General features: G+C 46.3%; 15 protein-coding genes. 3 read left to right on the top strand and 12 right to left on the bottom strand.

What is annotated here, in order from left to right; genetic code table 11:
- Nucleotides 1-81 precede the first annotated feature (81 nt).
- A complete protein-coding gene (locus tag ABXS75_04430; protein XCP86061.1) occupies nucleotides 82-861 on the top strand; it encodes an HAD family hydrolase in 780 nt (259 codons plus the stop codon).
- A gap of 128 nt (nucleotides 862-989) precedes the next feature.
- Here the strand turns inward: ABXS75_04430 and ABXS75_04425 are convergent, their stop codons facing one another.
- Nucleotides 990-2,105: a cell wall hydrolase gene (locus tag ABXS75_04425; protein XCP86060.1), complete on the bottom strand. Its 1,116-nt coding sequence runs from the start codon at nucleotides 2,103-2,105 to the stop codon at nucleotides 990-992.
- A gap of 123 nt (nucleotides 2,106-2,228) precedes the next feature.
- On the opposite strand from ABXS75_04425, the gene ABXS75_04420 reads away from it, so the two are divergent.
- Nucleotides 2,229-3,071, top strand: a complete 843-nt coding sequence (locus ABXS75_04420; GenBank protein ID XCP86059.1) for a Cof-type HAD-IIB family hydrolase — start codon at nucleotides 2,229-2,231, stop codon at nucleotides 3,069-3,071.
- A 120-nt stretch (nucleotides 3,072-3,191) separates the two neighbouring features.
- The gene (locus ABXS75_04415; protein XCP86058.1) at nucleotides 3,192-4,010 is read left to right on the top strand and encodes an undecaprenyl-diphosphate phosphatase; all 819 of its coding nucleotides are present in this window, start codon (nucleotides 3,192-3,194) and stop codon (nucleotides 4,008-4,010) included.
- Nucleotides 4,011-4,156: 146 nt separating this feature from the next.
- Here the strand turns inward: ABXS75_04415 and araA are convergent, their stop codons facing one another.
- From araA to ABXS75_04360, 11 genes are all read right to left on the bottom strand, one after another.
- Nucleotides 4,157-5,656 (bottom strand): L-arabinose isomerase, encoded by a 1,500-nt coding sequence (gene araA / locus ABXS75_04410; GenBank protein ID XCP86057.1) that lies wholly within the window; start codon nucleotides 5,654-5,656, stop codon nucleotides 4,157-4,159.
- Nucleotides 5,657-5,712: 56 nt separating this feature from the next.
- Nucleotides 5,713-6,402 (bottom strand): L-ribulose-5-phosphate 4-epimerase, encoded by a 690-nt coding sequence (locus ABXS75_04405; GenBank protein ID XCP86056.1) that lies wholly within the window; start codon nucleotides 6,400-6,402, stop codon nucleotides 5,713-5,715.
- Between the two features lie 113 nt (nucleotides 6,403-6,515).
- Complete coding sequence (locus ABXS75_04400) at nucleotides 6,516-8,111, bottom strand: FGGY-family carbohydrate kinase (protein ID XCP86055.1); 1,596 nt, start codon at nucleotides 8,109-8,111, stop codon at nucleotides 6,516-6,518.
- Between the two features lie 69 nt (nucleotides 8,112-8,180).
- Nucleotides 8,181-9,275, bottom strand: coding sequence for a GntR family transcriptional regulator (locus ABXS75_04395; protein ID XCP86054.1), 1,095 nt, complete (start codon nucleotides 9,273-9,275; stop codon nucleotides 8,181-8,183).
- A gap of 59 nt (nucleotides 9,276-9,334) precedes the next feature.
- The gene (mmsB, locus tag ABXS75_04390) at nucleotides 9,335-10,504 is read right to left on the bottom strand and encodes a multiple monosaccharide ABC transporter permease (GenBank protein XCP86053.1); all 1,170 of its coding nucleotides are present in this window, start codon (nucleotides 10,502-10,504) and stop codon (nucleotides 9,335-9,337) included.
- Between the two features lie 2 nt (nucleotides 10,505-10,506).
- On the bottom strand, nucleotides 10,507-12,060 hold the full coding sequence (gene mmsA, locus ABXS75_04385; GenBank protein XCP86052.1) for a multiple monosaccharide ABC transporter ATP-binding protein: 1,554 nt from the start codon (nucleotides 12,058-12,060) through the stop codon (nucleotides 10,507-10,509).
- Between the two features lie 147 nt (nucleotides 12,061-12,207).
- Entirely contained in the window at nucleotides 12,208-13,320 is a 1,113-nt protein-coding gene (gene chvE, locus ABXS75_04380) for a multiple monosaccharide ABC transporter substrate-binding protein (GenBank protein XCP86051.1), read from the bottom strand.
- 333 nt (nucleotides 13,321-13,653) lie between these two features.
- The gene (gene rpiB / locus ABXS75_04375; protein ID XCP86050.1) at nucleotides 13,654-14,094 is read right to left on the bottom strand and encodes a ribose 5-phosphate isomerase B; all 441 of its coding nucleotides are present in this window, start codon (nucleotides 14,092-14,094) and stop codon (nucleotides 13,654-13,656) included.
- A 121-nt stretch (nucleotides 14,095-14,215) separates the two neighbouring features.
- Complete coding sequence (locus ABXS75_04370) at nucleotides 14,216-15,406, bottom strand: substrate-binding domain-containing protein (protein ID XCP86049.1); 1,191 nt, start codon at nucleotides 15,404-15,406, stop codon at nucleotides 14,216-14,218.
- Nucleotides 15,407-15,547: 141 nt separating this feature from the next.
- On the bottom strand, nucleotides 15,548-16,084 hold the full coding sequence (locus ABXS75_04365) for a L17 family ribosomal protein (protein ID XCP86048.1): 537 nt from the start codon (nucleotides 16,082-16,084) through the stop codon (nucleotides 15,548-15,550).
- Between the two features lie 181 nt (nucleotides 16,085-16,265).
- Entirely contained in the window at nucleotides 16,266-17,225 is a 960-nt protein-coding gene (locus ABXS75_04360) for a DNA-directed RNA polymerase subunit alpha (GenBank protein XCP86047.1), read from the bottom strand.
- Nucleotides 17,226-17,281 lie beyond the last annotated feature (56 nt).

Raw genomic sequence — 17,281 nt, 5'->3', positions numbered from 1 at the left:
TAATTTTTTCTTTCTCTTTTTTCCATTCTGTTATATACTTACCACGTAGGATTACAACTATGTTAAAAAGGAGTTTACCATATGATAAAACTGATTGCAAGCGACTTAGACGGCACGCTCCTTCGTGATTATCAACAGGAAGTGCCCGCCGAGATTCTAAAAGAAATCACACGCCTTCACGACAAAGGTATTATTTTTGTTGCCGCAAGCGGCAGACAGTACGCAGGCATCCGCCGTCTGTTTGCTCCCCTGGGTTTTGATATCCCCTATATTGCCGAGAATGGCTCTCTTTGTGTCTACCGGGAAGAGGTTCTCTCGACCGGACGGATTCCTGACGAGACGATTCGCTGCATCCTGGATGCCCTCACCGAATACCGGGAACATTTCCACACCGGACACTGCATTCTTTCTCTCAAAGATACTTACTATACCGACTCGGAAGATGCAAGGTTCTGGGATTATATGCTGAATACTATGCGTAACCAGCTCACTTATGCTCCGAATCTATATGAAGTCCACGAAGCTTTCATAAAGGCGGCAATCTGTGACTTTAATGGCACAAAAAACTTGGAACCTTTCTTCCGTAAGCGGGTCGGAGATAAGATCCGAGTTGCCACTTCAGCTGCGCACTGGATTGATTTTATCGCGCCCAACGCCAATAAAGGCTCCGCTCTTGCCGTTATTATGGAAAAATTCGGCATCCATCGCGAAGAATGTATCTGCTTTGGCGACCAGCAAAACGACCTGGAAATGCTCAAAATGGCAGGAACCAGTTACGCCATGAAAACCGGCGTGCCGGAAGTGACCGGTTACGCAGATTACGTGATCGACTCTGTGCTTCCCGTATTAAAAACTCTCTGATCAGGAAAATCTTTGCTTTCTTCAGAATATTTTTGAAAATTCAAACAGGCATTCATGCCGGAGCTTCTCGCTCCCCATGAATGCCTGTCCTATATTCACCACCTAAGCAGTTTCCTTCTGCCTCTTCTTTAGAAAAATACATTGCCTCCCACAACGATTCCTGAATGGCCTGTCCACGAGGCCCGGAACTGATAGCAGCCGCTTACCGAGGAAAGCCGCGCACCCCCGAGGGCATCCTGTGCCACCTGATAGCATAACGAAGCAGGGCCTCTTTTCAGAACCCGGTTCAGACTTCCATTCCAGGTCGGAGAGAACTGTCCCTTCTGGTAAATCACTCCCCGCAGCGTATTCGGATACCTTCCGCTTGCCACACGGTTCATAATCACCGTCGCGACCGCAAGAAGTGCATCATAGTTCGAAGTTCCCGCTTCACACTGCAGGATTGCCGCAAGCAGGGCGATATCCGAACTGTCCGCAGCGACCGGAGTTGATGTTGTCTGGCTATTATCAGGGCTGCTTCCGGAATCCTCATCCTTCTTATCTCCGGAATCCCCTCCCGTGTTATCCGCATTCTCCTGCTGCTCCTTCTTTTTCTGTTCTTCAAGCGCCTTCTTCGCAGCTTCCTGCGCAGCCTTAGCTGCACTTAGAGCTTCCGCCGAAGCCTGCAGTTCTCCCGATGTCGACGCAATGGCCGCATTCAGCGCTCCCTGGCGCTCCTCCATCTGGCTCTGCATCTTCTTTAAAGCAGCCTGCTCACTCTTCAGCCTGGCCTCTTTCTCCCCAATCTCTTCCTGAATCTGCTGTAATTCCACCAGCATGTTACGATCATACTCTGTAACATTCTGGACAAACTCCACCTTATTCAGAAAGTCCCCCATACTCTCGGAGGAAAGCAGCACATGGAGCAGTGAATTATTGCCTCCTTCGTACATATACTTAATACGCTTTTTCATAGAATCGTACTGCATCTCTTCATTCAATCTGGCAGCTGCCAGATCAAGCTCAGCCTTCTTAACTGCGGCATCCGTCTCTTCCATCTTCGCTGCAAGCGCCGTAATCTGGGAACTTAAGCTTCCCAATTCGTTATTTAGTGCATCCAGTTTGTCCTGAAGCCCGTTTTTCTTTTGTTCCAAAGACTCGACCGTATCCTCAGCATAAGTAGGAACCGCGGTAAAACAGACAGCAATAGCACATGCGAACGCTGTAATGGTTCGAATCAGCGCCTTTCTCTTTCCATTCATCATCCTATTTTCCTTTCTTAGAAAAAATGAGTCTAATATAGTATACTACAAATTGCTTTATTACGCAAATTTTGTTATACTAATTTCTGAAATGTACAATTGTTGTTATTCACAAAGGAGAAAACAATGGAACAAGTCAAAATGATCGGGTTCGATTTGGACGGAACTCTTCTGAACAGCCAAAAAGAACTGACTACCTATACAAGAGAGGTGCTGGCCGAAGCTGTGCGGCAGGGCGTGGTCATCCTCCCTGCTACCGGGCGTCCAGTGACAGGTGTACCGAAAGAACTCCTCGCCTTTCCCGGAATCCGCTATGTGGTGGCTTCAAATGGCGGCCGCATCGTAGATATCAAAGAGAATAAACTACTTTATAACTGCCCGGTACCTTATGAGCTTTCCGCAGAAGTCTTAAGAATCTTCGACGACTACGATGTCATCCATGAGATCTACTTTGACGGTCAGGGCTATATTCAGGAAGACGAGCTAAAGCGCCTGGATGAATATGTGTCCTCCCCGCCCATGGCAGATTATATACGTTCTACCCGCCTTCCCATCCCGAATCTTTGGGAGAAGATGAAGGCGATGAAGGGCCATGGCCTGGACAAGGTGCACGCTATCTTTGCCAATGCAGACGAGCAAAAAGAAGCCGAAGATCGCATCCACGCTTTAGGTTCTTTAGAAATCAGCAGTGCGATGGGACACAATGTGGAAGTCAACGCCTCCGGCGTCAACAAAGGGAATGGCCTGTTACGACTCGGCAAACTGTTGGGAATCCGCCGCGAAGAGATCATGGCTCTCGGTGATGGCAACAACGATCTGCCCATGATACGCGCCGCCGGCCTCGGTGTTGCCATGGCAAATGCCATCGACGAAGTGAGGGAAGCCGCCGATTATGTCACATGCTCCAATGATGAGGACGGTGCTGCCAAAGCAATTGAACGTTTTGTATTGCAGGTACACCGCATATAATACTTCTTCCGCCGCATTGACAGAAAAATCTTGAATACTCCGGTTATACATGATAACCGCTTACATAGAATAAACTTACAATAAAACCAATCCCGTCAGGGATAGAAAAGAGGAAACACTATGATAAATGTATTAATTGCAATCATCCTCGGTATCGTAGAAGGTATTACCGAATGGCTTCCAATCAGCAGTACCGGACATATGATTCTCGTGGAGGAATTCCTTCACATGACCGTGGATAAAGATTTCATGGAAATGTTCCGGGTGGTAATCCAGCTCGGCGCGATTATGGCTGTCGTGGTCCTGTATTTCCATAAGCTCAATCCGTTTTCATCCAAAAAAACGGCAAAACAAAGCAGAAACACATTAATTCTCTGGAGTAAAATCATCATTTCCTGCATACCGGCAGGCGTAATCGGGCTTTTGTTTGATGACCTTTTAGACAAATACCTCTATAACTACGTCACCGTCGCTCTGATGTTGATTATCTACGGCGTACTTTTCATTTTCATCGAGAAGCGCAACGAACATGCAACTCCGAAAATCACCAAGCTCTCCGCCCTGCCATATACGACTGCTTTTTACATAGGTCTATTCCAGGTGCTTGCCATGATTCCGGGAACCTCCCGCTCCGGCGCGACCATCCTCGGCGGCCTACTGCTTGGGACCTCCCGCTATGTGGCTGCGGAATTCACCTTCTACCTTGCTATCCCGGTCATGTTCGGAGCCAGCGCCCTTAAAATGATCAAATTCGGCCTCCACTATACGCCGATTGAGGTCGTGATCCTGATCGTCGGCTGCCTGGTCGCATTCTTCGTATCCGTATTTGCGATTAAGTTCCTGATGTCTTATATCAAGAAACACGACTTCAAAGCATTCGGATACTACCGGATCGTACTTGGCGTGCTGGTGCTTTTATACTTTATCATCTGGGGATAAACGCAGGATTCTTATACATACTGCAAGCTGTCGGAAACGTGTGGCGCAAGGCGCACGATCAAAAAACCGGGATTCCTTCTTATTCACCTGTCTGCCTGACAGGGACATAGCATGGAATCCCGGTTCTTTATGCTCCTTTTTAATTTCTATCTTCTAAATGCTGCTGCATTCCACATCAGTTCATTCTTGAAGTTTCTGATGGTGGTATCTTTGTCGATGTATACAGCTTCAATTCCCATAGCTTCTGCCCAATCTCCCATCTGCTCTGCTGTCAGGTCATAGGAGAATGCGGTATGGTGAGCGCCGCCTGCAAGGATCCACGCCTCTGCACCTGTTCTCAGGTTCGGCTCCGGTGTCCAGAATGCGGTAGCTACCGGCAGCTTCGGCATCGGTTTCTCTGTCTTCTTGCAGTTTACATCGTTGATGATCAGACGGAATCTGTCGCCAAGGTCCACAAGTGACGTTGCAACAGCCGGTCCTTCTTTTGCAGTGAATACCAGACGGGTCGGATCTTCTCTGTCGCCCATGGAAAGCGGCTGGCACTTGATGCTGATCGGGCCGTCTGCGATCGTCGGGCAGACCTCCAACATATGAGCCTGCAGGATACCTTCTTTTCCAGGTACCAGGTTGTAGGTATAATCTTCCATGAATGAGGTTCCCTTTGCGCCCTTCATTCCCTGAGTCATGATCTTCATGATACGAACCATAGCAGCGGTCTTCCAGTCGCCTTCTGCTCCGAATCCATAGCCTTTTTCCATAAGTCTCTGGATTGCAAGTCCCGGTAACTGCTGAAGAGCTCCAAGATCGCCGAAGTGTGTAACGATTGCCTGATAATTCTTCTCTTCCAGGAATTTCTCGAATCCGATCTCAATCTGAGCCTGCACTGCCACATGTTTTCTGAACTCAGCCTCATCTCTGCCTTCCAGAAGAATCTCATATTTGTCATAGTACTCTTCTACCAGAGCATTTACGTCGCCTGCCTGAACCTCTTTTACCGCGTCTGCGATCTCATTTACCGGATACGCGTCGATCTCCCAACCGAATTTGATCTGTGCTTCCACCTTGTCACCCTCGGTCACGGCAACGTTTCTCATGTTGTCCGCGATACGCATTACGCGAACATGGCTGCTTTCGATCACGCCGATCGCAGTGCGCATCCAGGAAGCGATTCTCTCCTGTGTATCTTTGTCTTCCCAATATCCCATGATGACTTTGCGGTTCTTCTCAAGACGTGTGAAGATATGTCCGAATTCACGGTCTCCATGTGCTGCCTGATTCTCATTCATGAAATCCATATCAATCGTATCGTACGGAATCTCTCGATTGTACTGGGTATGCAGGTGAAGAAGCGGTTTTCTCAGTTCCTTGAGTCCCAGAATCCAGGATTTTGCCGGTGAGAAGGTATGGCACCAGGTAATGACGCCTGCACAGTTCTCATCCATATTTGCCTCGTTAAAGGTCTTTCTGATCAGTTCATTGGTAATGAGGGTCGGTTTCCAGACAATCTCGTATGGAAGAACGCCGGACTCATTCAAAGCCTTAACGATAATCTGAGAATGCTCTGCAACGTGTGCAAGACACTCATCTCCATATAAATCCTGGGAACCTGTACAGAACCAAAATTTGTAATCTTTACATGCTAACATAATTTTACTCTCCTTATTTGATAGTTTGTTATATAATCAGGGACATACTAACACTTTTAGTTCTGTCCGTAATACGCATTTGCTCCATGCTTTCTGTAATAGTGCTTATCCTGCAACTCCTGCGGAGCCGGTTTTACGTCAGGATTGATCATCTCGCAGCGCGCCGCCATCTTCGCGACCTCTTCCAATACCACCGCATTGTGCACCGCCTCGTGAGCGTCCTTGCCCCAGGAGAACGGTCCGTGATTTTTACAGAGTACTGCCGGCATTGCCATGTATTCTTTATCTTTGAAATGCTCCACGATCAATACGCCGGTATTCTTCTCGTATGCCTCGTCGATCTCTTCCTTCGTCAGATTGCGCACACACGGAATCTCACCGTACATATAATCAGCATGAGTGGTCCCATAACACGGAATTCCTCTTCCGGCCTGCGCCCAGCTCGTTGCCCACGGAGAATGGGTATGAACGATTCCGCCCATATCCGGGAATGCCTTGTAAAGCTCCAGATGCGTTGCGGTATCGGAGGACGGATTGTAACGTCCCTCTACCTTATTTCCTTCAAGGTCCATGACTACCATATCTTCCGGGGTCAGCTTATCGTATTCAACGCCGCTTGGCTTGATCACGAACAAACCACTTGCGCGGTCAATTCCGCTTACATTTCCCCAGGTGAAGGTAACCAGTCCGTACTTCGGAAGCAGCATATTTGCCTCATATACTTCCTTTTTCAACTGTTCCAACATTTCTTTTACCCTCCTGCCTTTTTATTATAATTTCCGTCAGGCGCCTTTTGTATCAGATAAGCCCGCAGCATATCTTCTGCCCTCCGGCGCCTTCCGCAAATATATAAGCTTTATTATTTCAAGGACTCCACTGCTGCACGTTCAATCGTAAGACCCGCAAGATAGCGTTTGCTGAATGCGTCAAAACCTTCTACGTCTTCCGGTTTCGGCTCCATGCGGCTTCCTTTCTGTCCGGCAAATACTTTCTCTGCCAGATAAGCGTCCAGGCTCTCGCCCTCGGCTTTGTTTGCCATGTAAGATGCAAGCACTGCGATTCCCCATGCGCCGCCTTCTCCCGCGGTCTCCATTACGGATACCGGCGTATTTAAAGCTGCTGCAAGGATTCCCTGGCCAACGCCCTTCGTCTTAAAAAGTCCGCCATGGCCCAGAATCTCGTCAAGTGCCACGCCCTCTTCCTTCAAAAGAATGTCCATACCGGTCTTCAGTACGCCAAGAGATGCAAACAGGTTCACTCTCATGAAGTTCGCCAGATTGAATCTGCTCTCCGGTGTGCGTACAAATAGCGGACGTCCTTCCTCAAATCCGGTGATATGCTCACCTGAGAAATAGTTGTATGCCAGAAGTCCGCCGCAGTCGGCGTCTCCTTCAAGTGCTTTTGTATAAAGGGTTCCGAACAGCTTGTTCATATCCACTTCGATTCCAAAAGCCTCTGCAAATTCTTTGAAAATGCCTACCCATGCGTTCAGGTCGGAGGTACAGTTATTGCAATGCACCATAGCGACCAGATCCCCTGACGGAGTCGTTACCAGGTCGATCTCGTCATGTACCTTCTTAAGTTCCTTTTCCAGAACCACCATGCCAAATACACTGGTTCCTGCAGAAACATTGCCGGTACGTACTTTTACGCTGTTCGTTGCGACCATACCGGTTCCCGCGTCACCTTCCGGCGGGCATACCGGAATACCCGCTTTCAGTGTGCCGGTCGGGTCAAGCAGCTTTGCACCTTCTTCTGTCAGCACGCCTGCCGCATCCCCGGCAAGAAGTACCTTCGGAAGTAATTCTTCCAGCTTCCACGGGAAGCCCTTCGGTGCTACCAGTTCATTGAACTGTGCAATCATCTTCGCGTTCCAGTCTCTGGTCGCGATATCGATTGGGAACATACCGGAAGCCTCGCCCACGCCAAGGACCTTCTCGCCGGTAAGCTGCCAGTGAATATATCCTGCCAGAGTCGTGAAGAACTCAACATCTTTTACATGCTCTTCCTCATTAAGAACAGCCTGATAAAGATGTGCGATGCTCCATCTCTGCGGAATATGGAAATCAAACAATTTTGTAAGCTCTACGGAAGCCTGCTCTGTAATCGTATTTCTCCAGGTACGGAAGGGAACCAGAAGCTCTCCCGCCTTGTCAAATGCCATATATCCATGCATCATCGCGCTGAAGCCAAGTGAACCGACTGTCTCAAGCTCCACGCCGTACTGCGATTTTACATCTTCTGCCAGGTTCTTGTAGCAATCCTGAAGTCCCATCCAGATGTCCTCAAGTGTATAGGTCCATACGCCGTCCACATACCGGTTCTCCCAGTCATGGCTTCCAGATGCAATGGGGGCATTGTCCTCGCCGACCAGTACTGCTTTAATTCTGGTGGAACCAAACTCGATTCCCAGTGCTGTTTTCCCATTCAAAATGGAAGTTTTTACATCATTCATTTCTTTACACCTTTCCCTTTCCTCATTTATCCAAAGCAGCGCCACGCCACTTTCGTTCTGTTCCATATTCTATATACTGTCAATGATCGTAACGGAATTCCTGTTGATGATCTCCGGATCAAGCTCCGTACACATCGGGACCGGCATTCCCTTCATCATTTCCAGAATCTCAAGCGCTGCAATCCTTCCCAAATCGCGGATTGGATTCTTTGCCGATGTGAGCGGTACTTCACAATAAGTTGCCAGGTCCGAATCGTCAATTCCTATCACGGAAAGCTCCTCCGGAATCCTGATTCCCTGTTCCAGACATACCGCCACCAGGCTGCTTGCCACTTCATCGTTATAGCACACACACGCACTGCAGCCATGGATTCTCCGCAGAATCCAACCTGCATCCTCACGCATATTCCGAACCCCATCCGTATCAATCCAGACAATCTGAGACCCCCGCACTTTGATGTCTGCCTCCATAAGTGCTTCTATGTATCCGGCATACCGCTGGTGTCCCTGTCCATCGTCCGCCTTGAATATCGCAGCAATATTCCTGTGTCCGCATCGGAGCAAATGATTCGTCACCATCTTGCCCGCCAGCTTATCATTAAGACTGACATGCGGGGCCTCAAGTCCCGGATAATAGCTGTTGATGAAAAGTATCGGGATTCCTTTACTCATAATTTTCTTATATAAATCTAAATTTGGATTCGGCAGACCACTCTTTGTCGGTTCGGCAATCAGTCCATCCACCATATTCTTCTCCAAAATATTTTTCAAAATAAAACGTTCCTTTTCCACCGCGTTATTCGTAAAGGAAAGCTGCATCCCGTATCCTGACTGGGACAACTCCCTCTCAATTTCCTGAATAATGGAAGAAAAGATATATTCCTGTACATAGGTCGTCATAACTGCGACCTGCATCGCTTTCTTCTCTTTTTCCTGCACGTTCACTATGGTCTTCACATAGGTCCCGCTTCCTCTGCGCCGCTCAAGCACGCCTTCATTTTCCAGAACAGAAATAGCGTGCCGCACCGTCTGCCTGCTGACCTGAAAACGGGCGCAAAGCTGGTGCTCTGATTCCACCCGGTCACCGGGTTTCAGTTCTCCCTCTTCCAGTCGTTTTTTTATCCACTTTAGTATTTCTTCATATTTTGAAACCATCTCCGGCATGGTTCTACCTCTTTTTATCAGGGCGAAGCCATTGACAGCTTCGCCCGACTACTATCTGATTATTTTTTCTTTTTGTTAGAAAGGATATCGAAGGTAACTGCTCCAAGAAGAACGAGACCTTTGACAACCTTCTGCCAGTCTGTAGACAGACCGCAAAGGATCATACCATTGTTCAGAATACCCATAACGAACGCACCAACTACGGCTCCGATGATCGTACCAACACCACCGGCTGCTGCTGCACCACCGATGTAGCAGGAAGCAATCGCATCAAGCTCGAATCCGTCGCCGGCTTTCGGAGTAGCAGATCCTGCACGGGCTGCAAGAACGATACCTGCAACACCTGCAAGAAGACCCATATTAGCGTATACCCAGAAGAATACCTTCTTGGTATTAATACCGGAAAGTCTTGCTGCCTTTGCGTTACCACCCAATGCGTAAATCTGACGTCCAGCAACGGTCTTACTGGTGATAAAATGATAGATACCAACGATCACACCCATGATAACAAGCACGATCGGAATACCATTGTAGCGTGACAGCTTATAAGCGTAGAACCAGATAATGCCAAGGATTACTACCAGTTTTGCTACCGTCTGCCACATCGGCGGAACCGCAAATCCATATTTTTTCTTAGATGCAAGCGATTTCATCTCAGAGACGATAATCAGTGCAGTTGCGATTGCTGCCACAATAATCGTTACAAGTTCAATCGTTCCATCTCCGAAAGGAACCTTCTTGGAAATAAAGAAACCTGCGCCAAAGAATTTGAATCCATCCGGAACCGGTCCGATCGTCTTAGCTGCAAGGAATACGTATGTAAGACCACGTCCAATCAGCATGGAAGCCAGGGTTGATACGAAAGGCGGAACATCCAGGTATGCAATGAAAATACCATTGAATATACCAAATGCAAGACCTACTGCAAGTGCTACAATGAAACCAACTGCGATCGGAAGGTTGTTCTCGCAGATAAGCTTAGCTGCAACTGCACCGGTCAGAGCCACATAAGAACCAACACCAAGGTCAACGTTACCGGTAAGTACACAGAGCAGCATACCGGTTGCAAGGATAACAACGTAGCCGTTCTGCATGATCAGGTTGTTCATGTTCATAGGAGTCGCGTTAGAACCTCCTGTCAGAACATAGAAAATAATATAAATTGCAAGCAGGGCAAATATCATACCATACTGCTTCAGATTAAGATTAACTGTTTTTTTCTTCTCCATTGTTATGCTCCTTTCTTGTTATTATGCTGCATAATGCACTTCATAATCTTTTCCTGTGATAACTCTTCTTTTGACAATTCACCTGCGATCTGCCCTTCGTTCAGCACATAAGTCCTATCACATGTACCGATAATTTCCGGCATCTCGGAGGAGATAACAATGACAGCCTTTCCGGCCTTCGCCAAATCGTTGATTACACAGTAAATCTCATATTTCGCACCTACGTCAATACCACGGGTAGGCTCATCCAGAATCAATACATCAGGTTCTGTCAGCATCCATTTTGCAAGAACGACCTTCTGCTGGTTACCTCCTGACAGAGAACCAACCGTCTGATTAATGGAATTTGATTTGATATTAATCAGTTTCTTGTATTTTTCTGCCGCTACGATCTCATCGTTCGCATTCACTACGCCGTTCTTGGAGAAGAAGCCTTTCAGTGCGGCCAGAGTCATATTCCACTTAATATCATTGATAAGGACAAGACCATAGGTCTTTCTGTCCTCAGAGGTATAGGCAAGTTTATTTGCAATCGCATCCTTTACGCTATTGATCTTGACCGGCTTGCCGTGCATATAAACCTCTCCGGAAATCTTCTGTCCATACTCTTTTCCAAAAAGACTCATAGCGAACTCTGTTCTTCCGGCACCCATAAGTCCAGCAAGACCTACTACCTCGCCGGCACGTACCTTGATATTGATATCCTTAAGCACCTGACGTTCCGGGTCCTCCGGATGAAATACATTCCAGTTCTTAACCTCCAGAATCACATCGCCAATCGGGCAATCTGTTCTCTCCGGATAACGATTGGTGAGCTCACGTCCAACCATGCCTTTAATAATACGGTCCTCTGTAAACTCATCAACACCTTTACGCAGAGTTTCAATCGTATGTCCATCACGAATAACGGTAATGGAATCTGCAACGTAACTGATCTCATTCAGTTTGTGTGAAATAATAATACAGGTGATACCCTGTTTCTTAAGCTGCAGCATAATCTCCAGAAGCTGTGCACTCTCTTCATCATTCAGTGCGGCAGTCGGCTCATCCAGAATCAAAAGGTCTACTTTTTTCGCCAACGCTTTTGCAATCTCAATAAGCTGCTGTTTTCCTACACCCAGAGAATTAATAGGCGCCTCCAGATTCTCGTTTGGAAGTCCTACTTTTTCCAGCATCTCCTGTGCCTTGCTGCGTGTCTTCGTCCAGTCGATAACCCCCTTCATCGCTGTCTGCTCGTTCCCCATAAACACGTTTTCAGCAATGGAAAGATACGGGCTAAGCGCAAGTTCCTGATGAATGATAACGATGCCTTTTTTCTCACTGTCCTTGATGTTATGGTTCTTAACGATTTCACCGTTATATACGATGTCACCGGAATAAGTACCAAACGGATAAATTCCTGACAGTACATTCATCAGTGTCGACTTACCAGCACCATTCTCACCGCAGAGTGCATGAATCTCACCACGTTCCACCTTCAGATTCACATCGTCCAGTGCCTTCACGCCTGAGAACTCTTTCGTGATATGGTTCATTTCCAGAATGTAATCAGACATTTCCTCAACTCCTTTTCTTTTCTATTTTTCCCGGCCCCATGTCCGAGTATATCACCAAAGAAATCCTCTTTCGGATCCCTCAAGTTTCCCTAGGAATAAAGGGCGGCGCCTGTTCGCCGCCGCCCTTTGACTACACGAGCATTAACACTATTCTGCTGCCTCGATATCAGCTTCTGTGTAGTATCCACTATCAATTACAAGTTCTTTGTAGTTGTCTTTGTCAAGAGATACTGGTTCGCAAAGGTAAGACGGAACAACTAATACGTTATTGTCATATGTCTCTGTATCGTTGATCTCCGGCTCAGTTCCTTCTAACACTGCCTGTACCATCTTTACACATTTCTCTGCAAGGAGTCCTGTGTCTTTGAAGATTGTCTGTGTCTGTTTTCCTTCGATAATGTTCTTAACTGCCATAACCTCTGCATCCTGTCCTGTGATCAGCGGCCAGTTCTCTTCTGTATATCCAGCGCCCTCAAGAGCTGCCTTGATACCATAAGCGAAACCGTCAAATGCTGAGCAAGCGATATCAAGATCTTCGTCTGCATAGAATCCAGTTAAGTAGTTCTCACAGTTCTGCTGAGCTGTCTCCTGAGACCATCTTAAGATACAGGTATCGTCAAAAGAAGTTCTTCCTGATTTACATACCAGAACGCCACTCTTAAGATACTGATCCAGAACACTCATAACACCCTTGTGAAGAAGAACTGCGTTGTTGTCGTCCGGAGATCCCATGAAGAACTCGATGGTCTGCGGCTCTGTTGCTTCTTTCAGGCCGGCTTTTTCTTCGATGTACTCACCGATCTTTCTACCTACACCTTCATTGTCGAAGGATGCGTAGTAGCTTACTGCATCGGTGTCCATGAGCAGACGATCGTATGCGATAACCGGAATCTCTGCCTGTTTAGCCTGATCCAGTACGTTAACCAGTGCAGATGAGTCGATAGCTGCAACTACCAGACAGTCAACCTGCTGTGCGATCATAGTCTCGAGCTGCTGCTGCTGTGCAGCGATGTCATCCTCTGCATACTGCAGGTCTACTTCGTAGCCGAGCTTTTCCAGCTGCTTCTTCATGTTCTCGCCGTCTTTGATCCATCTCTCAGAACTCTGGGTCGGCATTGCTACGCCAACTTTCTTGCCGTTGCTTTCTCCTTTGTCTCCGCCTTCTTCTCCGCCGCCTTCTTTCTTGCTGCCGCATCCGGTCAGTGCAAGAGAAAGTGCCATCACTGCTACAAGAGCTACGCTGAGAATTCTCTTTTTCATTCTTTTTTCCTCCTTATTTTGTTTTGGAGTCTCAATTTTATGCTTTTTGTTCAATTTGCATATTTTTGAGATCTCTCAAATTTGTTTGTAGTATTAATATACAACACAACTTTATATTTTGCAAGATGTAATATGTTACAAAATGAAATACAACTTTTTGTACAAATTTTAAACTTGTATTTTATTATTCGCAAGTTGTATATATACATATTTTTTATTTTTTTCTGTTTTCACTATAAAACGCATAAAAAACCGGTTCGAGAATTCGCCCATTTTTTACTTGACAAATCCTCTCACCGGTTTTTTTGTACACATGTTATTCTTGAAAATTTTTTATTTTTCCTCAATCGCCATAATCATATCTACCCGATCCTGATGGCGTCCTCCCAAAAATTCAGCGTTCAACCAGGCATCCAGAATCATTTTGGCCATCTCGATTCCAATTACACGGGCGCCAAAGGCTAAAACATTCGCATTGTTATGCTCTTTTGCCATCTTAGCCGTATACGGTTCAGAACAAACTGCTGCCCTTATGCCATGTACTTTATTCGCTGCAAGTGAGATGCCAAGTCCGGTTCCGCAGATCGCCACACCTAAATCCACTTCCCCGGCAGCCACTGCGCGTCCAATCTTCTCACCGTATTCCGGATAATTGCAGCTCTCATAGGAATCTGTTCCATAATTCACTACTTCATAGCCCTTCTCCACCAGATATTCCACAACCTGCTTTTTCATATCTACCGCTGAATGATCGTTTGCAATTCCAATCTTCATATTCTCCATCTCCTTTAATAAAATAATATGATAGTTTTATTATACCCGAAACTCACTGTTTTTCAAGAATTTTTGGCATCTCCTGTAACTACGTTGGCATTTACCATGGCATGCCCGGCAGTTAGTAGGTCTGCTTGGCGATAACTTCCTCCAGATTCATCGTCTGGTCATAATAAACATCCTTGACATATTGTATTTTATCCAGATAGATACCAGATTCCAGTTTTTGTATGATTTCTGCTGTTTTCGGGGCTTGGAGCGGAGTCTGTTCAAAAGCAGCCTGGATTTTGCCGTCTCTGACTGCTTCCAGAACCTCTCTTCCCGCTCCCAGAGAAATCAGGATTACTTCCTCCTGATCATCAGCCTCGCTCTGCTGATTTTTTTTATGCTCCTCAAGCGCATCGACTACTCCCAGCGCCATGTCACTGGTCTCTGCAATGATGATATTCAGCTCCGGGTAATGTTCTATAAAAAGTTCTACGACTTGTTTTGCGATTTCCCGGCTGTTTTCCCCTGTCTGCTGTCCCTCCATTTGCCAGTCTGAATGTTTTTCAATCAGCTTTTGATATCCTTCTGCCAGGGTGAGCTGCCGCGCAGTCCCAATATAGTCCTGGACAACTGCTAAAATATAGGGAGCTTCTTTTTCCTCTTCCTGTTCTTCCTTACTTTCGTCCGTCTCACCGCCTCCGGACTTTTGCTGCTTTGCTTTTTCTTCCTGCCTCTGCTTTTCTTCCTCTTTTAACCTGTCCTGTTTCGTTTTCTTTGTGTATCCTTTATTATCAGTCACTTCCTTGTTTTCGCCCTTATTTTCACGCTCTTCCAGATACGTCTCCAGCCAGTTTCCCATCTCCTGCACCTGCTTTTCCGTATTACTGCAAATCTGACACTCGTAAAGAGAGGAATCGATATCTGCATTGAGCGCTCCTACTAAAAGTACGGGAATACGTGCTTCCTTTGCCTCCTCGAGCACCTCTTCCAGGCCGTACTCCGCCACCGGAGCCAACAAAATATAATCTACTTCTTTTTCAATAAATTCTCTGATAACGTGTATCTGCTTTTCCTGATCTATTCCCGCATCTTCTAATAGTAATTCATAGCCATTGTCCTCAACGAATATGGTTTGAAAAGACTCTGTATTAGCCGTCTTCCAAGATCCTTCCTCGCCTCCCTGTGCAAATCCTACCGTAATTAGATATTCATATTCTTCCTGGCTTCCATCTGCTCTTCTTACCTCACCGCCACACCCAGTCAGGCCAAGTACAAATACAAAACTCAAAATAATCGAAATAATTTTGTTCTTTTTATTTTTCACTGGATTTCCTCCGCGCCTCTATACAGGATTTATTGCCAAATACGCCCCTTTAAGCGTTTGTCTGGCAAATCTTCATGTAATTGGTAGCAAAAACTCCGCATCTCGTTCGACTCAGAGATGCGGAGCTATATTACATTTTAATTAAACAAGTTCAATCAGAACTTCCATAGCAGCGTCACCTTTACGCTGGCCAATTTTGATAATTCTGGTATAGCCGCCCTTGCGGTCTACATACTTCGGAGCAATCTCAGTAAAGATTTTCTCTACCAGATCAACTTCCTTTGTATTTTTCTTCTTTCCTGCCGCTGCAGATGGAACTTCCTTTACCGGGTAAAGAACTTTCAGCATCTGGCGTCTTGCATGAAGTCTTGACGGATTGTCTTTCTTAATCTTTTTCTCAACTTCGTCGTATACGGTCACTTTCTTGCCGTCTACTACTTCTTTCACTCTCTTGCCGTCTTTGTCTTTTCTTGCAACCTTAGCCTTAATGGTCACTTCTTCATAGTTGTCTTTTTCTCTGACTGCCATAGCGATCAGGCCTTCAGCGATCTTGCGGATCTCTTTAGCCTTAGCTTCGGTAGTTCTGATCTTTCCATGCTGAAGTAACATCGTTACCTGGTTTCTTAATAATGCTTTTCTCTGGCTGGCTGTTCTGCCAAGCTTTCTATATTTTGCCATTGTTCTAATCCTCCATTATTCGGGACATAATACGCGCTCATCGGACTTATCGCACTATGCCATCTGGTTATGCTTCATCGGGCTTACTAGCCAGATAGTTACAAGGTTATTCTTCGCCCTGATAATTGCGGTGTCGGAACAAACATTAGCAGCTTGTTCCGCGGTGCCAGGACTCGTCGCTTTACTCCTCGCCCTGGCTTAGTTCCAGACCGAGCTCTTTTAATTTTGCCAGAACCTCTTCTAATGACTTGCGTCCGAGGTTGCGGACCTTCATCATATCTTCCGGAGTTCTGTTTGTAAGTTCTTCTACGGTATTGATTCCAGCTCTCTTAAGGCAATTGTAAGAACGAACAGAAAGCTCCAGCTCATCAATGCTCATCTCAAGAACTTTCTCTTTCTCATCGTCTTCTTTCTCGATCATGACCTCTGCAGCCTGCGCTACTTCAGAAAGGTCGATAAAAAGTTTCAAATGCTCATTAAGAACTTTAGCCGCAAGGCTTACAGACTCATCCGGCTGAAGAGTTCCGTTTGTCCATACATCAAGAGTCAGTTTATCATAATCGGTAATCTGACCCACACGGGTATTCTCTACTGTCAGGTTGACACGCTCTACCGGTGTGTAGATAGAATCAATCGGAATCACACCGATCGGCATATCCTCTGTCTTATTCTTATCAGCGCCTACATAGCCTCTGCCCTTTGTAATCGTCAGTTCCATGTAAAGTTTGCTGTCTGTTCCGCCGTTAAGTGTCGCAATAACCGTCTCCGGGTTCATGATCTCGATATCGGAATCCACCTGGATATCGGCGCCGGTCACAACACCTTCTCCCTCAAACTCAATATAAGCTCTCTTCGGCTCATCGGTCTCGGAAGTATTTTTGATTGCAAGGGACTTCAGATTCATAACGATTTCCGTTACATCTTCTTTTACACCCGGAATCGAGCTGAATTCATGCAGTACCCCTTCAATCTTAATCTGGCTGATTGCAGCACCAGGCAGGGATGAAAGCATGATTCTTCTCAAAGAGTTGCCAAGCGTTGTACCGTATCCTCTTTCCAGAGGCTCTACTACGAATCTTCCATATTTCTTATCTTCAGAAATCTCTGTAATCTCAATATTTGGCTTATTAAAATCAAACACTATTTTAGTCCCTCCTTATGGGTTTTAAAATGTTGAGGGGTTGAAGTATCCCGACT

Origin of the sequence: Roseburia hominis (assembly GCA_040702975.1) — a bacterium.
Taxonomy (GTDB): Bacteria; Bacillota; Clostridia; order Lachnospirales; family Lachnospiraceae; genus Allocoprococcus; species Allocoprococcus hominis_A.
The sequence above is the reverse complement of the archived record's forward strand: the minus strand, read 5'-3'. Positions and strand labels throughout refer to the sequence as shown.